This is a genomic window from Tidjanibacter massiliensis (assembly GCF_900104605.1).
Taxonomy (GTDB): domain Bacteria; phylum Bacteroidota; class Bacteroidia; order Bacteroidales; family Rikenellaceae; genus Tidjanibacter; species Tidjanibacter inops.
The window spans coordinates 1-24305 of the sequence record NZ_LT629960.1; the positions used below are offsets into that span (position 1 = coordinate 1).

Sequence of the window (24305 nt, forward strand, 5' to 3'; positions counted from 1 at the left end):
TTTCAGGAGTCGGCCAACAACCAGAGCAATATCGTCCAGCTTATCAACGGTATGCAGGACATCAAGCTGAACAACTGCGAGAAGCAGAAACGCTGGGAATGGGAACGTATCCAGGCCAAACTGTTCAAGGTTTCGATCAAGAGCCTGACACTCGGACAGACACAGGAAGTAGGCGGTACGTTCATCGACCAGACCAAGAATGTTATCATCTCGTTCCTTGCCGCCAGTGCCGTCATCAATGGGGAAATGACGCTCGGTATGATGATGGCCATGCAGTACATCATCGGCCAGCTCAACGCCCCCATATCGCAGTTCATCGGTTTCGTGCAGGCCACGCAGGATGCGAAAATCTCGCTCGAACGCCTGAACGAAATTCAGGAAAAACCGGATGAGGAACCCGAAGACGCGGGTCTGATCCGCGACATCCCCGAAAACGCGGCCATCGAGTTCCGAAACGTAGTTTTTCAATACGAAGGGCCGCACTCGGACAAAGTGCTGGACGGAATCGACCTGACGATTCCGCATGACAAGGTTACGGCCATCGTAGGCGAAAGCGGCAGCGGCAAGACGACACTGCTTAAAATGATGCTTGGCTTTTATGCTCCGGTCAAGGGTGACGTGTTGCTGGGCGGCCGCAGGCTCTCCGCTTTCAGCCCGAATTGCTGGCGTCAGGAGTGCGGGACGGTCATGCAGGAGAGTTTCGTATTTTCCGATACGATCGCCAACAATATCGCCGTATCGGATGAAATACCCGATATGAAACGGATCCGCCGGGCGGTGGAAATCGCCAATATCGGAGAGTTCATCGAATCGCTGCCATTGGGGTACAACACCCGTATCGGAGCCGACGGACACGGGTTGAGTACGGGGCAGAAACAACGCCTGTTGATTGCCCGTGCCGCTTACAAGGATTCCAAATACCTCTTCTTCGACGAAGCGACCAATTCGCTCGACGCCAACAACGAGCGCACGATTATGGAGCGTCTGGAGAAATTGTTCAAAGACAAAACCGTCGTCATCGTGGCACACCGTCTTTCGACAGTCCGCAATGCCGATAACATCATCGTTTTGGCGCACGGACGCATCGTCGAGCAGGGCACGCACGACGAACTGACGGCCAAACGGGGTTACTACTACGAATTGGTAAAGAATCAGTTGGAATTGGGAAACTAAAACTACACATACGATGCCGCAAATAGATAATAACTTTCACAGCGAAGAGGCGCAGGAGATCATGGGGCGTGCGCCTTCGTGGGTCGTGCGGTGGGGAATTACGGTTATTTTCGTCATACTTGCCCTAATCGTTTTGGGCTGCTACATCATCAAGTATCCACAGACCGTTACGGCTCCCATATCCATTACGACAGTCAATGCCCCCTCCGACCTTACGGCCCGTTACGACGGACTGCTCGACAGCGTATGTGTCGGCAACGGGGAGAACGTCCGTACCGGTCAGCTTATCGCTTTGCTTGCGACACCGGCCGACTACGACGACATCCGGTCGTTGGAAGAGCACCTCTCCGCCACCGATTCGCCGCAAGCGCTCGCCGAGGCCGAATGGGTGTCCGACCGATATATTCTAGGCGACCTGCAATCCACGTGGGCGGAGTTTGCCGCCCGCTGCCTCGATTTTAGGCATTATCTGGCCACCGATCTCATCGGAACGAAGAAGCGCCTGCTTGAAGCCCAGATTGCGAAAAACAAGCGCTATTATGCCCAATTAGAGGTACAGGGCAAACTGCTCGACAAGGATCTTGCTATGGGGCAGCGGATATTGGAGCGGGACTCGCTGTTGTTCACTCAATCGGTTATTTCTGCGGCCGACTACGAAACTTCCGTACAGAACTATCTCGCCAAACAGAACAGCAAGGCCGGCTTCGATGCGACACTGACCTCCACGGAACTCTCCATCCTGCAAACCGAACAACAGTTGGTGGAACTCTCCGTGCAGCGTGAGAACGAGGTGGCCGAGTACGAACGTACCATCGGTCAGTTACGCCAACAACTGCTCGCTGCCATAGCCCAGTGGCAAGAACAGTATGCGGTCATCGCTCCGATGGACGGTATCGTGTCGTTACAGGGATATTGGAGCAAGGGGCAGCATGTGACCGTCGGCTCCGCTCTTGCCAGTATCGTCCCGGAAAAGGAGACTGAAGTGATCGGCCGTATGGAGGTTCCTTCGGCCGGATTCGGCAAGGTGGAAACCGGGCAGACGGTCAACGTCAAACTGAACGGCTTCCCCTATATGGAGTATGGCGTCCTGAAAGGTACGATACGCTCCATTTCCTCGGTTCCGGCTTCGGTGCAAACCGCGACCGGTACGACGATCGCCTATACGGTCGAAGTCGTATTTCCCGAAGGGATGAGGACGACCTATGATAAGGAGCTGCCGATGATTCAGCAGATGGACGGTACGGGCGAAATCATCACGGAGGATATGCGCCTTATCGAGCAATTCATACAACCTGTCGTATCGCTGTTCAAAAACCGCTGACCATGAGATGCCGCATAATACCATTGTTCGCCGTCGTCGCTTCGGTGCCGATGTTGTTCGGTGCAACACCGCTCAGCGCACAAGAAGTGCAACGCTGGACGCTGGAAGAATGTATCGCCTATGCTTTCGAACATAATATCGAAGTCAAGCAGGCCGAACTCGACGTTCAAACCAAACGGCTCACCCGCTCGGATGCGGGTTGGGCCTATGCTCCCGACATCTCTGCATCGAGCAGTTACAGTTTCTCCAGCGGCCGCGTACTGGATCCCACCACGTATGAGTTCGTGGAGCATCAGAGCGTGAACGGTACTTCGACCTCTGTCGGTGCCTCGGTCACTTTATTCAACGGTATGCGAAATCTCCATAACCTCGAACGCTCCCGACTCGATCTGCGTGCGGCGCTGTTGGGTGTGGAGAAGGCCCGCAACGATATCCGGCTCAATATCACGGCCTATTATCTGGAGATTCTTTGTGCCGAAGAGAACATCCGCAATGCCGAACAGACGGTCGAAACCCTGAAAATACAGGAGGAAAAGACCCGTAAATCGGTCGAGGCGGGGAAAGTCACCTCTGCCGATCTCTTGCAAATACGTTCGCAACTGGCCAATGCAGAAAACACTCTTTTGTCGGCTCGAAATTCCTACGACATCGCCCGCCTGAATATTTGTCAGCTCCTGGAAATAGAAGATTACACGACATTCCACACCGTCGCTCCTTCGGATAATATTTGGGGAGATACGCCGATGCCGGTCAGTACCGATGCGCTTCTGGCCTCGGCGCAGCAACTCCCGGAGGTGGAGTCCGCAAGGCTGGGTATCGACATCGCCCGCCGCGATCTGCGAATCGCACGTTCGTCCTACTATCCGACGCTTTCGCTTTCGGCCGGCTACGGGTCGAGTTATTCCGACGCCAGGCAGAAAATGTTTATGAATCCCGACGGCACGTACCGTTACGAAGCCTATCCGTTCGCCGAACAGTACAAGGACAATGCGAGCAGCTATATTTCCGTATCGCTGAACGTTCCGATTTTCGGCCGTCTGACGACACGGCACAACGTCCAGCGGCAGAAGATCGCCGTTCGCCAGGCGGAGTATGCATTACGCACTACGGAGAAGCAGGTGAACAAGGAGGCTACGCAAGCACTGATCGATTCCCGGACGGCGTGGGACAAGTATCTCTCTTCACAGAAATACGTCGCCTCGGCCGAGGAAGCCGCCCGGCAAATGGCGCAAAGGTACAATCTCGGAGCGGCTACCGTCGTCGATTACAACACGGCGCTCGATGCGCTGGTCGAAGCTCAGGTTCAACTCCTGCAAGCCAAATACGAATATATCTTCAAGACCGAAATCATCCGGTTTTATTTACAGCAAAATATCGTCTGGTAATTACTGTTATAATGAATCAAAAACTATCTTCATAAGATAAACTATCAATCAGAATATGATTTATTTATCCTAAAGCAAAAGCGACTTCCTATCCGAATAATTTACATGTCAACATCTTCATCGTACTCATCTTCTATGGCAATGCCATGCTTTTTCAAAAAATCATCTGTTTTGCGATCGACTTCCGACATATAATCTTTATTGTCGGTCTTAGCTCGCTTAATGATTTCATTCTTAAATGAATCTATTTCACGTCTAAACTCCCAATTTTGCATCTGATTTGAAGCGTAAGCGATAATTTTATCAATTATACGTGCGCCTATAGCCAAAGCCTGTGTACTGCTAGAGATAGCTATGGTATGCGCCAAAGAAGAAAACTGTGTGTCGGAAATATCTCTCGTCATTTCCGTTATATCCAAAAAAGAAAATGGATTATTAATCCATGCACTATGTTTGCATTTTTGTGCAACATGAATTAAGGCATTATCAAAAGTCAAAAGCATCCAATGTTCTCCATTTTTACCAACGCCATCTTCCGTGTATTTTAAAGCTGAAATATCATTTTTAATCAACCGTTTGGATTTAACTATGTTATTTTCTTCAAGATAATAACTATACTCCGTTTCGTATTGTTTTAGCTCATCTTCAGAATACATTATTGGTATTTCAAGATATTGTATTATGCCTGATTGCGCAAAAATCGACTGAATATTTATCATTATGTTTCTTATCCAATCGGCGTAGCTATTATTTTCGATAGTTATGGCCGGACTGAAAGTAGACAAATATTCCATAAAACTATCCGGCATGTTCACACCTTGCATTTTCAATGCGTAATAGTTGGCAACAAACGCATTACTTGAATATTGCATTTCATGGGGGTCTAAATCAATATCATTGAATTTTCTGGCCATATGGAGATGACCTGCACATTCCTTGATGTAAAAAGGAGGAATGTACATAGAAACACCCAACTCTTTCGCTCGTTGGATGCTCTTGATTGCATTATCGAAATAACGATTGACTTTGCCTTGGTATAATTGTGAACATAAATATGGTATTCCAATAGTAGGTTCTATCATCATTTTAATATCGCTCCATCTATTTGCACCGAGAGTTTTCGATGCAGATAAAGGATTCGTTCCTTCCAATGCAATATATACGGATGCTCGTGTAATTTTTACAATTAAAGGATGGTTAGATGCCATTTGAAGCATTTTGTCAATAATGATATCCATGTATTCCACAGGAACATGCTTATCTTTTTTAAGGTAATTTTTAAGTTTATCGATACCTCCTTTATCTTCTATGCCAAATAGTGAGTTGGACGTTATACTTGCTTTGGCCTGTTTGAGAATAGAGATTTGCTGTGCAATATAAGCATTTGCCAACCAAACAGAAGCTTGTTTTGAGTCCTCTTTAGTCCATGCAATATTGTATTCTTGAAACAAATCGGTTTGAGCTGCGGATAAGTTTTCCAGCTCTCTTTCATATAATGACTTGCGTAAGTTTACATCGTGTGCTGTCGATTTCGTCAATATTACTTTTCCATTGCTGGTTCTTTCTATTAAATGACGGGAAAATAATGCACCTATTCTTTTATGTAGTAATTCGCGTTTGCTTTCAGAAAGGCACAAAAGGTTGATCGCTCGCTCGATTATTTCCGTTTCATCCAACCCATCTGAGCAGTCAGATAAAACTAATACCATGGAATCGTCGTATATTCGTTCTTTCAAATGTTTAGCATCGTCAGATAAAATAGTATAACTATGCAATGCCATTTCCCGATAATCGAGAGAACTCGAATTGTATGCTCTAAGATCAGGGTAATTCGTATCATTAAGAAAATCCCCAACAAGCTCTTTATCTATCAATAAGCCTGCTATAGTGCTCGAAGAAAACACTTTTGCAGATATCTTCAATTCATCTGCAATCTCCTGTTCGAGAATTCTCGTTTCCGTCTCAGATAGAGGATAAGTAGTTAGAAAATAGAAGCTTTGCACTTTTAACCTGGAAATACTTTTAGCCGCATCCTTATACGCTTTATTTTTAATATCGTTTTTTTGTGTCGTAATCTGATAAGCAACTTTAGTACGACTACCATCAAGGTCAAACGAAATAAAATCAGTCCCGCCATCCCCAGCACCATCGACATTTACCGCTATTAGATTAAATACTTTTGATAGCACAAGTCTACAAGCTGTTTCAAAATCTCTTTTTCCTAATCTGGTAATGTGATTTGTCAAAGTTTCTTTGTCCATATCTTTATAATTTATTATTTTTTTCTATCGAATCTACTCAATCTTTCTTCATACGACCGTCTATACATCCTTTTGACCTTCTTGTCGAGAAACGAGCGGTCGGTCAAAGCATAAACCTCCGGTTGCTCCTGCGTGAACAAGTCGAGAATCGCTATCATCTTTTTCGGTAGCACGCCAATTCGCCGTCCAAAAGTTTCGAAATCTGCTCTGCATGGATGCCCCGTCCGCGTATAGATATCGGAATATTCCGTTTCGGGAATCAACCCGCCTTGCAGCGCGAAATCCTCGTCCGCCACATGAATCGAAGTATTCAGCAAATCGTAGGCTGGTGCAAGCAGATAATCTCCACCGGAAGTCTGTTGCAACGAGAAGTTCTTCAGATGTGCATCACCGTTGGCAAATAGATAGTTGAAGACGACGAGTGCGAAGAATCGGCTCATCTGCACTTGCCATGCCGCAACATTGCTGCGAAGCAATGTTGCGGCATCCTCGTAGCTGCCTGTATATTTGAAATTGCGTCCATGCGTTGCGTTCGTCTTATGCGCTAACGACGAAAAGTCCTCCTGCTTGATCTTGTTACCGTCAGTGTCATAATCGAATCGTCTGGTGATATAGGCTGCCTCGCCGTTCTTGAAAAAGACCAGACCGTTTTCCGCCGTCGGAATTTTGTATACCTGCCGGGCGATTTGCATCGTCAGGTGCTCGTTGGCCGGAATCTGATTGCGGAAGCGCAGGTGTTTGTATACCGGTGCCGGTTTGATAATATAGTGTCCTTTTTCACCGACAGGGGTAAGAACGATTCTGCCATTGTCAATGACAGCAGACAATTTCTCTTGTACGCCCGATACGGAAAGCTGGTTGATGTTCTCGGCCATATCTGCGTTGTCGGCATCGTAATTGAAATCGAGACATGGAGAGACCCGCTTTCCGTCGAACAGCCGCCGCGTACACGACGGACAATATCTATCGAATCCTTCGGCCAGATGGCCGGGACAAACCGTCAATGCTTTCATATTTTCTTTACAGTTATGGCGCCGATAGTGTCGGTATGTGCCGTTGCCATGAGGAGTCCGAAGGCATCCTCCTCGTCGATTTTGAGCGTGCGACATTGGTACGCTTTGTTCGCTCCTTCGGCGAGCATGTTATAGAAGAACGGAAACAGCGTATCCGATTCGAACTCTTTTTCCCTTTTCGGAAATGAAAGGGAGATAGCTGTCTGCCGCTCGTCAGCGAGAAACGCATCATCGTAACGAAACAAATACCGTCCCTCGTCGGTCTCCGTCAGTACGCCGGCCAATATACCGTTGTTGTATATTTCTGCTTTTCTCATTTAACGACCTCCTTGACTCGTAATAGTAGTTCCAAACCGAGTGTGTCGGCGATTTTCGAGAGTGTGGCAACGGAAGGATTGCCTTTGCCCACCTCGATACTCTTGACGATACGTAAGCTCAGCCCCGTATAGTCGGCCAAATCCTGCTGGGTAAGCCCCAACAAAAAGCGCCGTTCCTTGATAATCGAATAGTCCATAGGTGCAAAATAATACCCTTTAGATGCAAACTTAATGCAAAAAGGCTTTATTTACAAATAAAAGTGTAACAAAATACACTTACGGAAGGGATTGACGCAATTATTTATTCCTTTCTACCTACTTCTTCCATTTCGTATTACTAAAATTACGCTCGTTTTCAAGCTAATTGTTCGAATCAGTCGTAACCCTGTTCATATACCAGGAATAATTAGGGACGCAAATACATACAAAATACCAGCGTCTCGGTTGAATACAATCGGATTCTGTTTATAAATCACTATATTTATAAAAACGAATCAATGATTATCCGGCTGCATACACCTTTCATCGACATATATCTGCTTTTTTGACAAGAAGAAAGGCAACCTGCGAATTATTCTTGTCAGTCGACATTCGTTTTTCTTTCCAAAGGTTCTCGTGCACGTTTACGTCTGCGGGAACCTTTTCTCTTTCAGGATATTTCATACGTCAGTTCACCCCGGGCAATGCCAGGGTATCTATAAATTAAAACCAAACTGCTATGAAATCGAACTTGAAGAACTGGGAACTATTGAAGATGCTGGAAGAGGCATCTGCCGGAGGGATTACTCTCTCTGCACCGCACGTATGGAAAGCATGCTACGGGACTTTCTGCAAACATTTGGCTAAACTTACCGACAGTCCCTGTACACCGGGACTCATGCGGGAATTGTCTCATTTGCGGGTTGAATTGGCCTCGTATGCCGAGCTTTTGAAACATATCGCCTGCGGGGAGTGCGCGACGACTTATTGTAACAAAGCCTTGCATCTGGTCGATTGCGAGCTGCACATTCTGGAGCTGCGCATCGAACATCCGGCCTTTTCCGCGCTGCCGGAAGTTGCGCCCGTTTCCCCGCTATATCTGGGCAAGGACTATTGTGCGACAGACCTGGTGGAATTGATTACCCCCTTATATGAACTCGGCTTCCTGACTACGGCAAGCGGCAGTCCGGCCAAGCTGAAAACCATCGTTCGGGCCTTTGAGACGACTTTCAATGTCCGAATGCCGAATTACGATGTGCTGCGCCACGCCGCAATCAATCGCAAACTACATCTCACGCCGCTGCTCGACCGTATGCGCGAGGTCATGCTCCGTCTCAGTCAGGAGTAAACGAAGGCCAGGGCTGTACAGACAGCCCTGTTTCCTGACAGAGAAGATGCCCCGGCGTGCCTGAAGATGACATATCCGCAATTCGATGCCCGAATTTTCTGCCGAAAGATACCTTTGCCCGAAAAAAACATGCAACAGGAAGACGACTTGCGGGGTTTGGGACAGACGATGCAATTCATGCGCGGCATCAGTCTGCTTTTCGTTCTCATCCACCTCTATTGGTATTGCCACGACTGGTTCGCCCAACAGGGATGAACGCTCGACTTGGCGGACCGTATCCTTACGAATTTCCAGCATACTACCCATCTTTTCTCTTCACCGCTCTACACGAAATTGTTCTCGGTGTTGTTTCTGGCTCTTTCCTGCCTGGGCACGACCGGTGTCCGTAGTGAGCGGATGACGTGGCGCCGCATTCTGCCGTGCGCACTCGCAGGTTCGGTCCTTTATCTGGGCAGTATGCCGCTGCTGCACACAGCCGGCAATCCCGCCGTTCTCTGCCTGGGTTATATCGTATGCGTCTGTGCGGGTTACATCTGCCTGCTTACCGCCGGTGTCTGGACCGGACGACTGCTTATCGGGGCGCCTCCCGACGACCCGTTCAATGTCGAGAACGAGAGCTTCCAACAGGAAACCCGCCTTATCGAGAACGAGTATTCCGTGAATCTGGCCACCAGCTACTACTACCGTAAACAGTGGCGGCCGGGTTGGATCAATGTCGTCAATCCCTTCCGGGCGAGCATAGTTCTGGGCACTCCCGGCTCGGGCAAAAGTTACGCCGTAGTCAATCAGTATATCAAGCAGCAAATCGAGAAAGGTTTCGCCATGTACGTTTACGACTACAAGTTTCCCGACCTCTCGCTCATCGCCTACAACCATCTGCGCCGACATCGGCACAGCTATAAAGTACAGCCCAAATTCTACGTCATCAACTTCGACGACCCGCGCCGCTCGCATCGTTGCAATCCCATCGCCGCGAAATTCATGACCGACATCTCGGACGCCTACGAATCGGCCTACACAATCATGCTTAACCTCAATAAGACGTGGATCGAAAAACAGGGCGATTTCTTCGTCGATTCGCCGATTATCCTGCTTGCGGCAATCATCTGGTTTCTCAAAATCTACAAGGACGGCCGCTACTGTACGTTTCCGCACGCCATAGAGCTGCTGAACAAACGCTACTCGGACCTGTTCATCATCCTTACGTCCTATCCGTCGTTGGAGAACTACCTCTCGCCCTTTATGGACGCCTGGAAGTCCGGCGCCCAAGACCAGTTGCAGGGTCAGATCGCTTCGGCCAAGATACCTCTTTCGCGTCTTATCTCGCCGCAACTGTACTGGGTCATGAGCGGCGAAGACTTCACGCTCGACATCAACAATCCCGACGAGCCGAAGATCCTCTGCATCGGCAACAACCCCGACCGGCAAAGCATCTACGGAGCCGCCCTGGGGCTGTACAACTCCCGCATCGTGCGTCTCATCAACCAGAAGGGCAAACTCAAGTCGTCCATCATCATCGACGAGCTGCCCACGATCTATTTCCGGGGGTTGGATAACCTGATTGCTACGGCCCGCTCGAACAAGGTCGCCGTGTGTCTGGGTTTCCAAGATTTTTCGCAGCTCGAACGCGACTACGGAGAGAAGGAGGCCAAAGTCATCGAGAATACGGTCGGCAACATCTTCAGCGGTCAGGTCATGGGCGATACGGCCCGCATTCTCTCCGAGCGCTTCGGCAAGAACGTCCAGCGCCGCGAATCCCTCTCCATCTCTCCCGAACAGCAGTCCACTTCGTACAGTACGCAGCTCGATTCGCTCATTCCGGCCGCCAAAATCAGCAACCTCTCGCAGGGCATGTTCGCCGGAGCCGTCGCGGATAACTTCGGCGAGGAGATCGAGCAGAAGGTTTTTCACGCCAAGATTGTCGTCGATACCGCCGCCGTCGCCCGCGAAGAGAAATCCTACGTTCCCATACCGCAAATCTCCTTCTTCGAGGACGAAAACGGGGAGGATTGCATGGAGCGTCAGATCGAGGAGAACTACGACCGCATCCGTGTCGAGGTGAATCAAATCATCAAGGATGAAATGGAGCGTATCAAAACCGACCCCGCGCTTCGTCATCTGATTCCTGAACCGAAAAAAGGGACTGCCTCCCGGTAATCCCCGTATCACGAGTGCTCGAACGTGCCCCACGGTGCCTGTCAGGGCCGGGAAAGTGACATCTGTATCGCGCATCAAATCAATGTCATACATTCGCACTGCAAAGACATACCAACCATTAAAATTTTACTATTATGGCAAAACAAGAAAAAACGAATTCGACAGCCTCGGAACGTCCGATGCCGGTCCATCCCGACCCGGACAAGGAGACCATTCTGCTGCGTTACCCCGAAGACGGCAGTGTCAAAGCGGTCAGCAACCTGATACAGGACAACAAGGGAAATCAGGAGATTGTTACGACCGACCCGACGACGAAGAATCAGCCGGCCTTTTATCAAAAGCGCGACAGCCTGTTCATCGCCAATTTCTTCAAAAACATGCGGGCCCAGATGCAGGATCCTGCCAAAATGCCCGAACTGTATATCGTTTCGTTCGACAAGGTAGGTGCTGTAGCTGCAGACCTTCGTAAATTGCATGAGGACCCCAAAAACGAAGTTTTGCTGGAGACCGCGAAAAAATACCGCACCTATACGCAAAACCTCGAAAAGATCATCTTCGATGAATGCCGTATGCCCAAGGCAGAACTGGCGGCAGCAGGGTTCGATGTCAAACAGATGGAGCAGGACGGTATTTTCAAGGAGATGGAACTGGGTAAAGAGCCGCAGAAACTCTATCCTCTCAAATCCAAACTGAACGAGCAGATACAAATGGATGGGCTGTATGCTATCAAGGCCGTCAAGAATGAATACAATGAAATCGGTTTCGAGCTGCAAAGCCCGCTTGCGATTCCGGAATTCGAGCAAGACGCCACGCTCAGCATCGAGTTGAGTGCGGAAGATAAGAAGGCATTGGCTGCCGGGAAAACGCTTGAACGTCCCATTCGTCACGATGGAGAGTATTGCGTAGCCGGTTTCAACCGCACAACCAACCGTATGACCTTTATTCCCTGCCGTGAGATTCAGGCCCCCGAATACGTCTTCAACGCCCGCATGAGCGAAGAACAGCAGGAGGAGTATAAGCGCGGTCGGAAGGTACATTTGGACAACTGCCACTATTACGGCAATGACAACACGTTCTCCTGCGATGTCCAATACGATACCCACACACGGGATTACAGAACGACCGGTCATCACTATCAGCGCCCGTATGTTCCCGATTACCTTGCTCGACAGTTGGACGACACCCGCATGAGAATGCTCCTGGCCTACGAGCCTATCAGCGGCAAGGGCCTTACGGACCGTAATGGAATGCCGCTCAAGCGCGATATCTGCATTGACCGGAATACCAACGGTGTAACTTATGTAAGTCTGCGCCGTATGGAACAGGAGAAGGCACAGGCACAGGCGCAGAGCCAACAGCAGGCCGGGAAACAGGCTGCCGGTGCCCCGGTGCAGAGCGAAAATGACATGCATGTAGACAACGATATTCCGGAGCAGTCGCAGAGCCGGGGTCACAGGAGATAAGCCGCCATGACAGGCTCAGGCGAGATCACTGCGGATTATTACCGCCGCAGGCTGGAGGAGTTCCTTGCAGAACGCCATCCGCAACTCACCGGTGCCCGGGAGCTGGTCGCAACCCGCAGCAATCGGGCATACGCCGTCTATCGGACGACGCTTGCCCAGGGTTTTTCGCCACTGAAAGCCACTGCCCGTGCCGATGCCGTACTGTACGAAGGGCTGATATTCTCGCGCTACGACTTGTTGCGGGATATTCTAGCCACGGATTATCCGCAAATTCCTGAATACCAACTGCGGCCGCTGGCGCTTCAGCTTTGCGACATCTGTGCTCCCGTGTTCGGTTCGTTCAACCTCGACGACGGCATTCTGCAACGACGGGAATACGGAACGCTCGTGGCTCGGCTGCGGGAGTTCCTGCAGGAATATGTCAGCCAGCACGGACTTTTCGTGCGGCTTCGCGGCAGACCTCGAAATCCCTGACACTTGAAAACCCATATTCATTAACCATTTCAAACATTTTACAACCATGAAAAAACATCTTATCTGGGCCGCAGCAAGCGCGGCACTTCTTGCCTCCTGTGCCAAAGAGGAGACACAGACCTTCACTCCGGCCGCCACCGACCTGCCTCAAGCATCCATCACCTTCGTCGCCGAAGAGAATGCCGACTTCACACGTGCTTTCTTCGACAATACCACCACGACCGAAGCGTGGGAGCAATCGCTTTCCTCGCTTACCGTATTCTGTTTTGAGGAGGGTGCTCTGGTCATGCGCCGCAATTTCACATCGGCGGAACTTTCATCCAGACGCTCCACGTTCGCCCTGCCGCGTTCGACAGCCGGTAAGAGTATCGAATTCTATGCGCTGGCGAATGCTGCCGTCGATGAAAACATTACGACCAAAACAGCCCTGCTCGCCCTGACGGAAGAGACTCCGGGCAGCTACAACGGCACTTTCGCCAATGTCTCGAGCAAGGCGCTGCGCAGCGGTGGATTTCTGATGTCCGGCACAGCGACGAAAAGCATCGGCGCAGCAGGTACGACGACCGAAGTGGCCATTACTTTGCGGCGCGACGTAGCCAAAGTAGCCGTTCAAGCCTCCCTGTCTCCTGCCTTTGCCGACAAGTATCCGGGAACGGTCCGGATTACCTCGGTCAAACTTTCCCGTTCGGCGATGCAGACTCCCTATTTCGGAGGAACGCCTAAAACCGGAGCCATGACTTTTACGCACACCCAAACCCCGGGTGAGACGAGCGGTCGATTCAACGCTCTGTTCTACTGCTTCGAGAACGCGGCTCTCGCCTCAGGCAGCCGCGTCCTGCTGACGCTCGACGGGGTGTATGACCGTGACGGCAAGACCTCGACGACTTCCGACCAGGTCCCTATCTCGTATGAAGTCGAACTATCCGGCACCGCCGGCAACGGACAGCTCGCACGTAACGGATATTACCGGGTGGCGATTGGTCTGACCGGTCTGACCGGACAGGATGTGACGGCTTCCATTACGGTCGCTCCGTGGGAAACCCCCGTCACTCAAAACATCAATATCGGCATTTAATCCCGGCAAGTGAAACGGACAGAGAGGAGGCTATCACTCCGCTCTGTCCTCTATTATATGAATCCGCGACATGAACCGCAAACTATTGTTTTTACTGTGTATGGCCGCAGTCTGCTTTTCGGCTCCGCGTGCTTCGGCTCAATATTTCAGCGTAGGCATCAACGCCCCGATGCTGGCTTCCGGAACCCTGAATGTTACGTTGGAGGCCGCTGTCGCACCGCATTGGTCCGTGGAACTCGCCCTGCTCGCAAATCCTGTCAGCACCGAAAGACTGGGCCTGACAGCCGCCGCTCTGCAACCCGGGGTGCGCTACTGGTTTTTCGAGGAGTATGCCGGACATTTTCTGGCGATGCACGCGGCTTTGGCGTCGTACAACGTGTGGAATGCCTCGCACCGCCACAAAGGATGGCTTTCGGGGGCCGGGATCTCCTATGGTTACTGCTGGCCGCTCTCGGCACGCTGGAACATGACGCTGGAGGGCGGCATTGGAATCTATCATATGCGTGAGAGCGAAAAACGACGCTTCACGCCCGATTCGGAACCCGAATATATCCGCCATCACCGGCGCTGGGTCTTCGGCCCCTCCAAGTGCGCCCTCACTTTTTCTTACCTGTTTTAACTCAATCTTCACGCAATCATGAACTTCATCATCAGCATCTTTCTCGTCCTCTTCCTGAGCATCTCTTCCTGTCAAAGGGAGGCAACCGGAGACATTGTTCCGACACCTGCAGCCCGTTACGGCGAAGTCGATCTCACCTTCGGAGAGAGCGGGCAGCCCTGGAATCTACCGGATGGAACCATGAGGGTCATCAACGGACGCCCCGATAATGTCAATATCTATATTTTCAACGATGCGCTCGACTACCGCAAACACGCCTATTACGAGAATACCGACATGCAACCCCGCCTCGAACTGCCTTACGGTACATACCGCATCTATGCGCTCGGGAACTTCGGCAGCGATTTGGGGCTTTTGACCGAAGAGCAGCTTCAGGCCCTCACGGTTACCGCCTCTTTTGCGGACCGATTTCCGACCGGCGGTCTGGAGTATGCCGTCACCAGAGAGGAGTTTGCCGTTTCGCAGGCGCTCTCATCCCTGGAATTACGCCTGACAAGGCCCTTTTGCAAGATTACTTTCACAGCTTCCATCTCGTCGTCACTCTCCTCGGACGCCTATATCGTGTCGATGATCCCCTACAATCTTCCGCTGCGCTCCTCCCTGTGGACCGACAACCGCTTGCTTTCGACTCAAGGGCAGTTCGACTTCCCGTACGAAAAGCTGACTTCCAAGAAAAGGCGTCATACCCTCACTTACTATCAGTTGGAAAATCTTCAGGGAACAGTTCCCGCAATTATTCTTCCCGAAGACCGCAATTACCGGAAGGCACCCCGCATGGCTACTTATGTCAATATTCGCATTTGCCTGAATCAGGCATTCTATGAATACAACATATACATCGGACAGAACGATACTTCCGATTTCAATGTACGCCGCAATACCGCATACACCTACAACGTGACCATCCTCGGAACGAATCCCGACGATTACCGTATCGCCAAAACGGAGTACACCTTCTGGGGAACCAAGGCCGGCGACAAAGAATATCTCAATACCTTCCGCTGGCAGAACGGCACCGCGCAAGGCGTCCTGGTCATTGTCACCGAGCATTGCGATCCGGACAACGTACTCTCGCTCTCTTTCAAGCGGACTTCGACAGGAACATATTATCCCAAATGGGAAATGCAGTACAGGACCTTCGGCAATGCCTACCGAACCTGGAAGGAGGGTGAACGCATCGAGGTCCACCGAAACAACGGAGGCAGTTCCGTCGAAATCCGCTTCATCAACTCCGACGGAACGACCCAATACGAAACGACCAACAACTACTTCGACTTCACCTTGACCGATACCCGGGGATTCAGCGATACCTTCCGTGTTTCGACCCGTAAAACGACATAAGTTTCATGCGAATCGCAATGTATATTTTCCTGCTGCTGGCCGCAGGTGCTGCGTGCAGTTGCAGCACCTCGGGACGCCTGGCCCGCCGTGATGCCCAGGCGCTGCTGAGTCATACGCCCCGCCCCCTGCGGGCTGTAGCGCCCCCTGCCGATACGGTCCGCCGAATACGCACGAACACGGAGTTCGACCTTATTCCCGTCGAAGTAACTTATGAGAACGGCGAGGAAACCTACAATATCTGGCTCGATGCCGTGACTGTCGTAGCTCCCTCACGTACCGTTCCCGAACGCTGCGGACATATTGAAATCGATTTTTTGGTAACCCTCCCGCGCATCCTGCAGAGTAATTGCCGCAGTATCGTCCTCCGCCCCGTTTTGCATCGTGAGCAGGAGCGGATACCTCTGGAGGAGATTTCCCTGCGGGGTACGTTGTTCGACCGGGTACAGAGGCGCGACTACTGGCAATACGTCCGTTATCTGGAGCGCTTCCGGCCCGACTCGGTGCATGCCGCACGGGGTTTCCGGCGCTTTGTACGGTATCCGCTGCCCGAGGGGGTGCGTGCGGATTCCGTAACCCGAGCCGGACAAGATATCTCGCTGCGTTATGTACAGCGCATTCCTGCGGCGGAAGCCGGTCGCCGACTGCTCGTCACCCTCGAAGGCGAAATCCGAGGGCTGGACGGCAGTGTTTATCCCTTGCCGCCCTCCGATACGCTGCGCTACAACATCTCTTCGATGCTTTTCTTCGCCGATACCACGACCCGTTATGTGGAACGCATCATCGAAAAACATATCCGTGTCAGCGACCGGAAAAGACTGGCATTCCGAGCCGGAGAATCCTGCATTGTCGATACACTGGAAAACAACGAAGTCCAACTGTCTCTGATAGCACAACTGATGGAAAAAATCTTCGACCGCCGCGAATACGCCGTGGACAGCATCGTACTTCGGGCGGGTGCATCTCCCGAAGGTCCCGTCCGACTAAACGAACGACTCTCCAGGGAAAGGGCCTGGAACCTGCAACACAGGTTCGCCGCCTGGTTTCCCTCACTGCCCCTCGATACGCTGATACGGACCGGCGGCATCGGCGAAGACTGGGAAACACTTGCAGCACTTATCCGTCAGGACGACAACATCGTCCACAAGCAGGAAATAGAAATGCTTATCGAACAGGAACAGGACCCCGACCTGCGAGAAACACGCATTGCGGCATGTTTCCCGGAGGAGTATGCCTATATGCAGCGAATGCTGTACCCCCGGTTGCGGGCCGTACACATCGACTACCGGCTGCATCGTACCGACATGGTGCAGGATACGCTCGTGACAACTCGGCCCGACAGTCTTTATGCCGAAGGTGTCGGGTTGATGCAGCAGCGGCAGTATGACGCGGCACTCGGCATCCTGGCTCCGTATGCAGACATCAACACGGCCATCTGTCTGTTGTCGGTCAACCGCAATGCACAGGCTCTCGAACTGCTGCTTTCGCTGAGCGATGATGATGCCCGTGTATGTTACCTGCGGGCCATCGCTTATGCCCGGCAGGGAAAACCCACACAGTCACTCCAGGCATTCGATGCGGCCTGCGCCTTGAACGAAGACCTCTCTTACCGGGCCGCCCTGGACCCCGAACTGAGCGAACTGATCAAAAACCGTTAAAGCATATGAAAAAGTTGTTATTGGCGGCAGCTCTGCTTGTAGCGATGAGCGGCTGCACGCTCTCCGAGCAGACGGAAACGGAAGTTATCTGTCCTCCCCAGGCAGACAATGGCATCGACATAGAACCCTGGCACCCCTCCGACGACTGTACGGATATCGGCAAATAGAAGCGTATGAAAACAAGGGAACACTCCGACCTGTATCTGACTTATGACAGCTACAAAAACGTCCTGCACGCAACACGTTCGAGCAACGGGACCGACGGATTCCTGCGCTACCTGCACGACGATGCGGAACATATTATTCGGGAAGGTCACAACCCGAATGTATGGGTGTCTTACGTACATTTCCATGACGGCGGGGATGTACCCGACTTGCGGGAAGCCGGCCGACACGGATTCTTCGACCGGGTACTCGACACCATACGCCGCAGCGGTGGGGAATGCCGCTATACCGCCAATATGCGGGACGTGCTTTTCTGTATCGAACAGGACATCGTACCCCTGACTCCTGCCGCCGAGCGGACCCTTTTGATGGCCCGGCCGGATTATCCCGCTCTCGAAGAGGAGATGGCGAGGAGTTACCCGCGCCAGAATGCCGTTATCCCCGAATACCGCTCCTACGATGCATTGGAATCCCGGCAGGGAGTGATGCTCTTTTCCAGAACGACCGAGGGACAGCGGCAGCGACGGGAGTACGAACACCGCCTGGAGCTGAACTTCTATAATCCCGCACAACCGGGCGGCCCTCTGCGTTATTGGGAAATCATAGCCGTCCCGGACCGCGTGGCAGAGATGGTGGACCGGCTGTCCGTACAGGAACATGACCCTCAGGCACAGCTTTATGCCGATGCGCACATCCTCGGCCAGGGACGCATCTTACAGGAATTCGACATGACAGCCAATGCGGTGAACTACGATATTTTCCGACGACGCACCCAGCCGGGCCAAAGAGCCGTACAACCTCTCTCGGAGATGACCGTAGGGCAGCTCTGGAAGCATATTACCCACATGACACGTCCTCGGTTTGGGCAACAGACCGCATTGTGCGTGGACCGCAAACAGTTTCCCGGAGAGCAGCCCGATATAACTTGCAAAATAAGACGATAAACGATGCGCGAAAACACTAAACCGGCGACCCTTTTTCTGTGCGTTGCCCCTGACGGCAAGACGGACTGCGTACGCATCATCCGCGACCGGACCGGCGAAGACGACTTCCGGCGATTCATCGACAGTTTGCTGGACGCTTCCCTGCAGACGGATGCTCCGGTACCCGACGACTGGGTTTTTCGATATATCATTCCCGATGGCGGCCTGCTCCCGACACTCGAAACCGGGCGCGACCACAGCGATTACCATCATCGGCTACGTCATCTCGACACGTTGGCGGAGCTGCGCCCCGCCAACGTCGTTGCCCTGCGCAATGCCGCGCTCTGCCGCCGCAGCGGAATAGACCCGCTTTCTACGGAAGGCAGCGACCGGGAGCTGGTCCTCGGAGAAACGGAACCCCGGTCGTTCCCTTCAGTCCGTGCCGTGGAACTGGCTCCCAACCGCGTTTTGCTTTACGACATGAGCGAAACGGTGGGCTGCGACGCATACCGGAGCTTGCACCAGCACATCGCCGACCACTTCTTCGACCGGGAAATCCAGACCGAAACACTCCGTCTGTACAATCTGCATTCCTTTTTCGATACCTCCGTGCTGATGAAACACATTCCGGCTCTGAACTTCAATTTCAATCACTACAGCCGTAATTTCAAATTGACGGATATCCCGGCTCACGCTTTTCTTGACAGCGATATTCTGAAAGAGGGATTCCTCGTAAAAGAGTACGACCTGCACCCCACGAGCGAGTGTTATACCCGCTTCTGTATGGGCGAAGACATCTCTCTGAATGTCGACATGCGGGCGTTCGAAATAGCTTTGCTGGACCACATCTCCCGAGAAGGCTATCCGAAGCAGAGGCTTTCCTCGGAGTGGCGATACATCTTTCCGCATAAAACCGATTTCAAAGAGCTGGAAGAGAACATAGCCAATTGCAATGACCGGTCATCCCTGGAGCAGTTGCAGATGCAGGCCCGGGAAAAGGCCCGAACGATTCTGGCGGAAGAATATCCGGATATCAGGCGGTCGCAGCGAAATTATTTGGAGGATGGCGTATCGTTGCATATTCCCGATGCAGCAGGAGAAACCAAGGGCTTGGGGCGTAAAGTATGATACGGTCGAAAATCCGGATAAATGGCAGGCGGAAAGAGCTGAGGGATTCCGTTCGTCTTCCGGCGTGTTTTCCGGTCCGGGCAGCAAAGGTAACGGACGGGCCGCGCAGGGGCAAGGCCGAGCCTGACGGTTCGGGCAAAAAAACAGCACCGCAAGGGTGCTGTTTTTTTATGCCCGAAGCCTTGCCCTGCGCTGTGCTTTCGCCGCCCGTCCGTTCTCCATGCGCCCGTAACCGTACCACACGCCGGGGAGACGAACCCGTCGGTGAAAATAGCATATCAATAATTGTTGAATCTTAAAAGTCATCATTATGAACCCAGGATGGAACATAGACATCAACGGCGAAGACTGGACCCGGGAATATTGGACCCGGGAAGAACATCTGCGCGACCAGGCTGAAAATTCATCCAATACACCGATACCGGAACCAGGATACGGATTCGACGAATCGGATATTCCGGAACAAGAGGAAGAAATCGGTGAATCACGAAAGAGAAAATGCTTTCGCCGCTAAAGTTATCAAAGGTTAAACCTTATACGGTCAAATCATGGAAAAGACAACATTACAACAAGGACTTAACGAGGTGGCACGCAAACGTGTACACCGGATGATCGACAACAACCAGCCGTTGTTCCGGCAGACCATGCAGCGGCTTATGCAGGAGGCGGGCACGGCGAACGACTACCTGGCGTCGATAGGTGCGGCCAACCGCACGCAAGCCGCTCCCGATGTAATATTTCTCGAAGACGGCAACAAGCTCATTATGAATATGGCCGGCCGTAAATACGGGCTGCATCGCAATGCCGTGGGACAGTTGGCCGAGAAAGTCGCCGTACCCGCCAAATATTTACGGGAACTCTCCGAAGGCGCCGCCTGGCAGCGCAGGCTCGCGGCAGAGATACTCAACCAGCACTCATCGTGGACAGAGCGCAGCCGGCTGCTGGTGCGGACGGTGGACGATCAGGTACGCGGCGTACTGTCGGACAGCTACCGCCGTCTGAACAGCGTGGAGCTGGTCACGGCTTTCCTCTCGGCGGCAACGGCTCAGGGCGGCGTGCCGTGCGACGCACTGATGACCGACACCAAGATATACGTGGAAACCATCATGCCGGAACCGATCTGTATCCCTACGCAGCGGAACGGAACAGTAGCCATATACATGGGCGCACGCTTCTCGACGTCCGACTACGGGGACGGTGCCGTGGAGATGCGAACGTTCCTCCTGAACGGCGTGTGTCTGAACGGTATGGTGCGCGAGAGCGTGATGAAACAGATTCATCTGGGAGCACGCCTCTCGGAGAGTCAGATGCTTTCCGATAGAACGTATCGTCTCGATACCGCGACGATGGTATCGGCCATCGGCGACTATACCCGCAATCTTTATGACCCGAATAACCTTCGGCAAAAATCGCTGGAGATACAGGCCGCCTCGGAAGCTGAGGTGGATTTCGAGGCGGAATTGAAGAAACTGGTCAAGGGAGGGCGGCTTCAGAAAACGGAGGGCGAAGGCGTACAGAAACTCTTGATGGCTAATAATCCCGACGACGGACTTTCAGGCGGTGCGACGCTCTGGAAACTCACCCAGGCGATTACAGCTTGTGCTCGGGAGCTGGCTCCCGCACGCAGCCGGGAGTTGCAAGAGATATCCGGAGAGCTGATGGCCCGCGCATTATAAACAGCATCGAATATGAGAAAACTGACAAATAAAGGACCGCCGAAGCCAACGACACTTTTGAAAAGGTGAAGATATAAGTGAAATTCGCTTTTACAAAAGTGTTTTGTTGTATTTGTACTTGAAACGACCTTAAATCTACCATTGCAAATTAAACGGATATTCCTCTATGGATGTTCGGATGCTTGTATTAGCGACTGTACGGGATAATCAAAATCTTTACGGATATCGTCGAACAGCATAACCGGACGCTTGCCGAATAACTGTCCGACCTCTCCAAATTACAAATCGTTCACAATAACCGGTCCGCTCCCGAATTTTCGGGAGCGGACATTTTGTTTAATTACACAACATCAACAATATGATAATCAAATGCCAAGAACGGCTTTGCGAAGCGCAGGAATACGCCGCGACACTCGGCGACAAGTCCTTGCAGAAGTGTCTTGCCAAGCTCGAAAGTTGGGAGCATGACGGACGCATAGTATCTCTTTACGGAGATTTCGCCCCATATTCGTTTGGATTTAGTTTATATGGCCCGGACGGGCAGCTCATTATGAACGGCGGCCTGCTGTACCACGGCTCGCCCGACCAGTCCTGTGCCGTCACGTTCAATCACGACGACCTCTGGCAAACACACACCTGAGACTTGCATAGAGAAGACAAGTGCGGTCGATCGACCGCACTTTCTCACCTTCTTTTTACAACCGGTTCCACAATGTAGAAAAAAACCATTCGTGTCGTAACCCGAAAACAACTGTCCGGCTGAATCGGGATATACAAATATAGTGATTTGTCGGCACCTGCTCGAAAAGCGGGTTGGGACATTCTCGGACTACACCTGAAATATCGACATAAAACGCCATATCGAAACAGGACGTCCCTATGACGATTAGAGTGGGTAGCGCATCATAAAAACCTGTACTTGTAAAATTCCTATTATAAACAACATTACTTAACTATTTATCGAAATGGAAAACAAACCTTATCCAAAGACCGGTCAGAATCAGAATTTGCTTGCAATATTCGATGAAATTCCCGCGGATCGACAAGCGCTTATTCCTGAAGAAGACACGGACTTTTGCCGCCAGTTACAGACCCAGTTCGACAATGTTCACGATGCCTTGGGCAAAAAATACGACGAGGTGCGCTTCGAAGCACAGTTGCTACAGGATTACTCCGTCGATTTTCTTCCCGACAGCAAGGTGACCTATAAGTTACCGCGAGATAAGACGAAACGAACACCTTTCGATCAGTTCTTGTTTCTGCCGTTCGAGAGTATCGACAAAATCGTATATTTGCACGATGCTGCTTGCAGGCGACTCTGCACGATGATTACCGATTATTTCAATCGTAAATACAACCTCACAATTCCGTCTTTCAACCTCGGTTCCGATACGCTCCGCATCGACTTCAGACCGTATTACGAGAATTGCCTCCGACACGTTCTCGACTATTTGGACGGTAAAAGTTTTCAGGCTAAAGCGGAACAGGAGATTATCGAACGACTGTTGCAAGACCTCAAATATTATCCTCCGGCTTTGAAAGGAGCGACGGTCGTATTTCCCGTAACCTATCTTTTCGATGACTTTTGGATGAAAAGTTCTACTCCCAGATGTTCGATAGCATATGGAAAAGAAAAAATCGTATCCGACATTTGTACCGCTGTCATCATGCACCGCAGCGGGTTGCTGACGGGAAGTAGCAACGATATTGTAGGATTACGGTCGCACGAAGTTGATACAAGTATTTGGTATCAAATCCAGAACTCGAAAGGCTGCGAGATCAAATTTTATAAGAATGGTCGTATCGACATACGCTTCCCATCGGCGAGGGAAGCGCTGGATTGTTTCGTGGCTCTGAAGCTCGGAACGATACGGAAATCATAAATAGTTCATATCCTATGAGTATTGTTTCCAAAGCGTGAAAATTTGTTATATTTGCAAAACAAGCGTAAAATACGACAACATGGAACAGCAAGATATACGTTGGCAACAACGGTTTTCAAATTATCGTAAAGCGCTGCGGAAACTCGCAGCAGCCGTTGAAATAGTGACCGAAGAGTCGCACATGGGGCACGATATAGATGAACTGTTGCAAGAGGGACTTATACAACGTTTCGAATATACACACGAAATGGCGTGGAAGGTGATGAAAGATTACGAGGAATATCAGGGTTATCACGATATTCGCGGATCGCGGGATGCCATTCGCCAAGCCCTGCAAATAGGAATTATAACCGATGAGAGGTGGATGCATTCAATCGTAGACCGAAACCTTACATCGCATACCTACAATGACGAATCGGCAGATAAAATAACCGCTAATATTTCCGAAATCTATTTTCCTCTATTCGTGGAGTTCGAGAGAAAAATGAATTCTCTTTTAGAGCCGGGAATCAATCTTTTCGAGCAATGAAATACGGATTGTCAGAAGATGCGTTAAAAAAACTGCATCATGTGTTTTCTTGCGAAGAGAATATCGAACAAGTCATACTATATGGCTCCAGAGCCAAAGGCAATTACAAACCTTTTTCCGATGTAGATATCGTTTTGTCCGGAGACAAGTTGGAATTTATGGATCTTTATCGGGTCATACTTACTATTGATGATTTGTTATTGCCGTATCTGTTCGACATATCGCTTTACAAAGATTTGGATAGTCCGGATTTAATAGAGCATATCCGAAGAGTCGGTATTGTCATATATGATCGTAGGAAAGAAGAGCAGCCTTAGCTGCTCTTCCTGTTTTTACTGTCAAGTCCATACTCTTGCGGAGTTCATCATCGAACTGCCATAATTTCATTATCATAAATTTTCGAGCCATACACCCAAGTCG

The 24305-nt window shown here is 51.1% G+C and carries 23 protein-coding genes and 1 pseudogene; 20 read left to right on the forward strand and 4 right to left on the reverse strand.

The window, feature by feature from the left end; all coding sequences use genetic code 11:
• From BQ5361_RS00825 to BQ5361_RS00835, 3 genes are all read left to right on the forward strand, one after another.
• On the forward strand, nt 1–1173 hold a 1173-nt coding region (locus BQ5361_RS00825; RefSeq protein ID WP_143047450.1), incomplete at its 5' end, for a peptidase domain-containing ABC transporter.
• A gap of 13 nt (nt 1174–1186) precedes the next feature.
• Entirely contained in the window at nt 1187–2494 is a 1308-nt protein-coding gene (locus tag BQ5361_RS00830) for an HlyD family secretion protein (RefSeq protein ID WP_035474521.1), read from the forward strand.
• A gap of 2 nt (nt 2495–2496) precedes the next feature.
• Nucleotides 2497–3879, forward strand: coding sequence for a TolC family protein (locus BQ5361_RS00835; RefSeq protein ID WP_083389209.1), 1383 nt, complete (start codon nt 2497–2499; stop codon nt 3877–3879).
• 101 nt (nt 3880–3980) lie between these two features.
• Here the strand turns inward: BQ5361_RS00835 and BQ5361_RS00840 are convergent, their stop codons facing one another.
• Genes BQ5361_RS00840 through BQ5361_RS00855 form a run of 4 tightly spaced genes read right to left on the reverse strand, consistent with a single transcriptional unit; the run spans nt 3981 to nt 7667 of the window.
• Nucleotides 3981–6140, reverse strand: a complete 2160-nt coding sequence (locus BQ5361_RS00840) for a hypothetical protein (RefSeq protein ID WP_143047451.1) — start codon at nt 6138–6140, stop codon at nt 3981–3983.
• Between the two features lie 14 nt (nt 6141–6154).
• Nucleotides 6155–7153, reverse strand: coding sequence for a type II toxin-antitoxin system HipA family toxin (locus BQ5361_RS00845; RefSeq protein ID WP_071424865.1), 999 nt, complete (start codon nt 7151–7153; stop codon nt 6155–6157).
• On the reverse strand, nt 7150–7470 hold the full coding sequence (locus BQ5361_RS00850; RefSeq protein WP_035472996.1) for a HipA N-terminal domain-containing protein: 321 nt from the start codon (nt 7468–7470) through the stop codon (nt 7150–7152). The genes BQ5361_RS00845 and BQ5361_RS00850 overlap by 4 nt, the downstream gene beginning before the upstream one ends.
• Nucleotides 7467–7667: a helix-turn-helix transcriptional regulator gene (locus BQ5361_RS00855; protein WP_035472992.1), complete on the reverse strand. Its 201-nt coding sequence runs from the start codon at nt 7665–7667 to the stop codon at nt 7467–7469. Before BQ5361_RS00855 ends, BQ5361_RS00850 begins: the two co-directional genes overlap by 4 nt.
• Before the next feature lie 521 nt (nt 7668–8188).
• Between BQ5361_RS00855 and BQ5361_RS00860 the strand changes: the two genes are divergently transcribed.
• The 17 genes and pseudogenes from BQ5361_RS00860 (at nt 8189) to BQ5361_RS00935 (ending at nt 24202) form a co-directional block, all read left to right on the forward strand.
• Nucleotides 8189–8797, forward strand: a complete 609-nt coding sequence (locus tag BQ5361_RS00860) for a hypothetical protein (protein WP_071424866.1) — start codon at nt 8189–8191, stop codon at nt 8795–8797.
• Between the two features lie 129 nt (nt 8798–8926).
• Nucleotides 8927–10954 (forward strand): annotated as a pseudogene (gene mobC / locus BQ5361_RS00870) (conjugal transfer protein MobC).
• Nucleotides 10955–11088: 134 nt separating this feature from the next.
• Nucleotides 11089–12417 (forward strand): DUF3945 domain-containing protein, encoded by a 1329-nt coding sequence (locus BQ5361_RS00875; RefSeq protein ID WP_083389211.1) that lies wholly within the window; start codon nt 11089–11091, stop codon nt 12415–12417.
• 6 nt (nt 12418–12423) lie between these two features.
• On the forward strand, nt 12424–12891 hold the full coding sequence (locus BQ5361_RS00880; RefSeq protein WP_035472978.1) for a DUF1896 family protein: 468 nt from the start codon (nt 12424–12426) through the stop codon (nt 12889–12891).
• Between the two features lie 46 nt (nt 12892–12937).
• Nucleotides 12938–13966, forward strand: a complete 1029-nt coding sequence (locus BQ5361_RS00885; protein ID WP_071424870.1) for a FimB/Mfa2 family fimbrial subunit — start codon at nt 12938–12940, stop codon at nt 13964–13966.
• Nucleotides 13967–14036: 70 nt separating this feature from the next.
• The gene (locus BQ5361_RS00890) at nt 14037–14585 is read left to right on the forward strand and encodes a DUF3575 domain-containing protein (RefSeq protein ID WP_035472972.1); all 549 of its coding nucleotides are present in this window, start codon (nt 14037–14039) and stop codon (nt 14583–14585) included.
• An 18-nt stretch (nt 14586–14603) separates the two neighbouring features.
• Nucleotides 14604–15926: a DUF4906 domain-containing protein gene (locus tag BQ5361_RS00895; RefSeq protein ID WP_071424871.1), complete on the forward strand. Its 1323-nt coding sequence runs from the start codon at nt 14604–14606 to the stop codon at nt 15924–15926.
• Nucleotides 15927–15931: 5 nt separating this feature from the next.
• Nucleotides 15932–17581 carry a hypothetical protein gene (locus BQ5361_RS00900; RefSeq protein ID WP_071424872.1) on the forward strand — a complete coding sequence of 550 codons (1650 nt, stop codon included), beginning with the start codon at nt 15932–15934 and terminating at the stop codon, nt 17579–17581.
• A 5-nt stretch (nt 17582–17586) separates the two neighbouring features.
• A complete protein-coding gene (locus tag BQ5361_RS10645; RefSeq protein ID WP_154818433.1) occupies nt 17587–17748 on the forward strand; it encodes a hypothetical protein in 162 nt (53 codons plus the stop codon).
• Nucleotides 17749–17754: 6 nt separating this feature from the next.
• Nucleotides 17755–18690, forward strand: a complete 936-nt coding sequence (locus tag BQ5361_RS00905) for a DUF6047 family protein (protein WP_071424873.1) — start codon at nt 17755–17757, stop codon at nt 18688–18690.
• 3 nt (nt 18691–18693) lie between these two features.
• Nucleotides 18694–19797, forward strand: a complete 1104-nt coding sequence (locus tag BQ5361_RS00910) for a DUF6047 family protein (protein WP_071424874.1) — start codon at nt 18694–18696, stop codon at nt 19795–19797.
• Nucleotides 19798–20107: 310 nt separating this feature from the next.
• Nucleotides 20108–20311 carry a hypothetical protein gene (locus BQ5361_RS10480; RefSeq protein WP_143047453.1) on the forward strand — a complete coding sequence of 68 codons (204 nt, stop codon included), beginning with the start codon at nt 20108–20110 and terminating at the stop codon, nt 20309–20311.
• A 34-nt stretch (nt 20312–20345) separates the two neighbouring features.
• Entirely contained in the window at nt 20346–21473 is a 1128-nt protein-coding gene (locus tag BQ5361_RS00915) for a hypothetical protein (RefSeq protein WP_071424875.1), read from the forward strand.
• A gap of 358 nt (nt 21474–21831) precedes the next feature.
• A complete protein-coding gene (locus BQ5361_RS00920; RefSeq protein ID WP_071424876.1) occupies nt 21832–22113 on the forward strand; it encodes a DUF4120 family protein in 282 nt (93 codons plus the stop codon).
• Between the two features lie 325 nt (nt 22114–22438).
• The gene (locus BQ5361_RS00925) at nt 22439–23356 is read left to right on the forward strand and encodes a hypothetical protein (RefSeq protein ID WP_071424877.1); all 918 of its coding nucleotides are present in this window, start codon (nt 22439–22441) and stop codon (nt 23354–23356) included.
• A 79-nt stretch (nt 23357–23435) separates the two neighbouring features.
• Entirely contained in the window at nt 23436–23885 is a 450-nt protein-coding gene (locus tag BQ5361_RS00930) for a nucleotidyltransferase substrate binding protein (protein ID WP_035472945.1), read from the forward strand.
• Nucleotides 23882–24202, forward strand: coding sequence for a nucleotidyltransferase domain-containing protein (locus BQ5361_RS00935; RefSeq protein WP_035472942.1), 321 nt, complete (start codon nt 23882–23884; stop codon nt 24200–24202). The genes BQ5361_RS00930 and BQ5361_RS00935 overlap by 4 nt, the downstream gene beginning before the upstream one ends.
• Nucleotides 24203–24305: the final 103 nt, after the last annotated feature.

Bases quoted from the DNA above. Each gene is read 5' to 3' on its own strand.
- BQ5361_RS00830 (WP_035474521.1), top strand. From the start codon at position 1,187: ATGCCGCAAATAGATAATAACTTTCACAGCGAAGAGGCGCAGGAGATC.
- BQ5361_RS00835 (WP_083389209.1), top strand. From the start codon at position 2,497: ATGAGATGCCGCATAATACCATTGTTCGCCGTCGTCGCTTCGGTGCCG.
- BQ5361_RS00840 (WP_143047451.1), bottom strand. From the start codon at position 6,140: ATGGACAAAGAAACTTTGACAAATCACATTACCAGATTAGGAAAAAGA.
- BQ5361_RS00845 (WP_071424865.1), bottom strand. From the start codon at position 7,153: ATGAAAGCATTGACGGTTTGTCCCGGCCATCTGGCCGAAGGATTCGAT.
- BQ5361_RS00850 (WP_035472996.1), bottom strand. From the start codon at position 7,470: ATGAGAAAAGCAGAAATATACAACAACGGTATATTGGCCGGCGTACTG.
- BQ5361_RS00855 (WP_035472992.1), bottom strand. From the start codon at position 7,667: ATGGACTATTCGATTATCAAGGAACGGCGCTTTTTGTTGGGGCTTACC.
- BQ5361_RS00860 (WP_071424866.1), top strand. From the start codon at position 8,189: ATGAAATCGAACTTGAAGAACTGGGAACTATTGAAGATGCTGGAAGAG.
- BQ5361_RS00875 (WP_083389211.1), top strand. From the start codon at position 11,089: ATGGCAAAACAAGAAAAAACGAATTCGACAGCCTCGGAACGTCCGATG.
- BQ5361_RS00880 (WP_035472978.1), top strand. From the start codon at position 12,424: ATGACAGGCTCAGGCGAGATCACTGCGGATTATTACCGCCGCAGGCTG.
- BQ5361_RS00885 (WP_071424870.1), top strand. From the start codon at position 12,938: ATGAAAAAACATCTTATCTGGGCCGCAGCAAGCGCGGCACTTCTTGCC.
- BQ5361_RS00890 (WP_035472972.1), top strand. From the start codon at position 14,037: ATGAACCGCAAACTATTGTTTTTACTGTGTATGGCCGCAGTCTGCTTT.
- BQ5361_RS00895 (WP_071424871.1), top strand. From the start codon at position 14,604: ATGAACTTCATCATCAGCATCTTTCTCGTCCTCTTCCTGAGCATCTCT.
- BQ5361_RS00900 (WP_071424872.1), top strand. From the start codon at position 15,932: ATGCGAATCGCAATGTATATTTTCCTGCTGCTGGCCGCAGGTGCTGCG.
- BQ5361_RS10645 (WP_154818433.1), top strand. From the start codon at position 17,587: ATGAAAAAGTTGTTATTGGCGGCAGCTCTGCTTGTAGCGATGAGCGGC.
- BQ5361_RS00905 (WP_071424873.1), top strand. From the start codon at position 17,755: ATGAAAACAAGGGAACACTCCGACCTGTATCTGACTTATGACAGCTAC.
- BQ5361_RS00910 (WP_071424874.1), top strand. From the start codon at position 18,694: ATGCGCGAAAACACTAAACCGGCGACCCTTTTTCTGTGCGTTGCCCCT.
- BQ5361_RS10480 (WP_143047453.1), top strand. From the start codon at position 20,108: ATGAACCCAGGATGGAACATAGACATCAACGGCGAAGACTGGACCCGG.
- BQ5361_RS00915 (WP_071424875.1), top strand. From the start codon at position 20,346: ATGGAAAAGACAACATTACAACAAGGACTTAACGAGGTGGCACGCAAA.
- BQ5361_RS00920 (WP_071424876.1), top strand. From the start codon at position 21,832: ATGATAATCAAATGCCAAGAACGGCTTTGCGAAGCGCAGGAATACGCC.
- BQ5361_RS00925 (WP_071424877.1), top strand. From the start codon at position 22,439: ATGGAAAACAAACCTTATCCAAAGACCGGTCAGAATCAGAATTTGCTT.
- BQ5361_RS00930 (WP_035472945.1), top strand. From the start codon at position 23,436: ATGGAACAGCAAGATATACGTTGGCAACAACGGTTTTCAAATTATCGT.
- BQ5361_RS00935 (WP_035472942.1), top strand. From the start codon at position 23,882: ATGAAATACGGATTGTCAGAAGATGCGTTAAAAAAACTGCATCATGTG.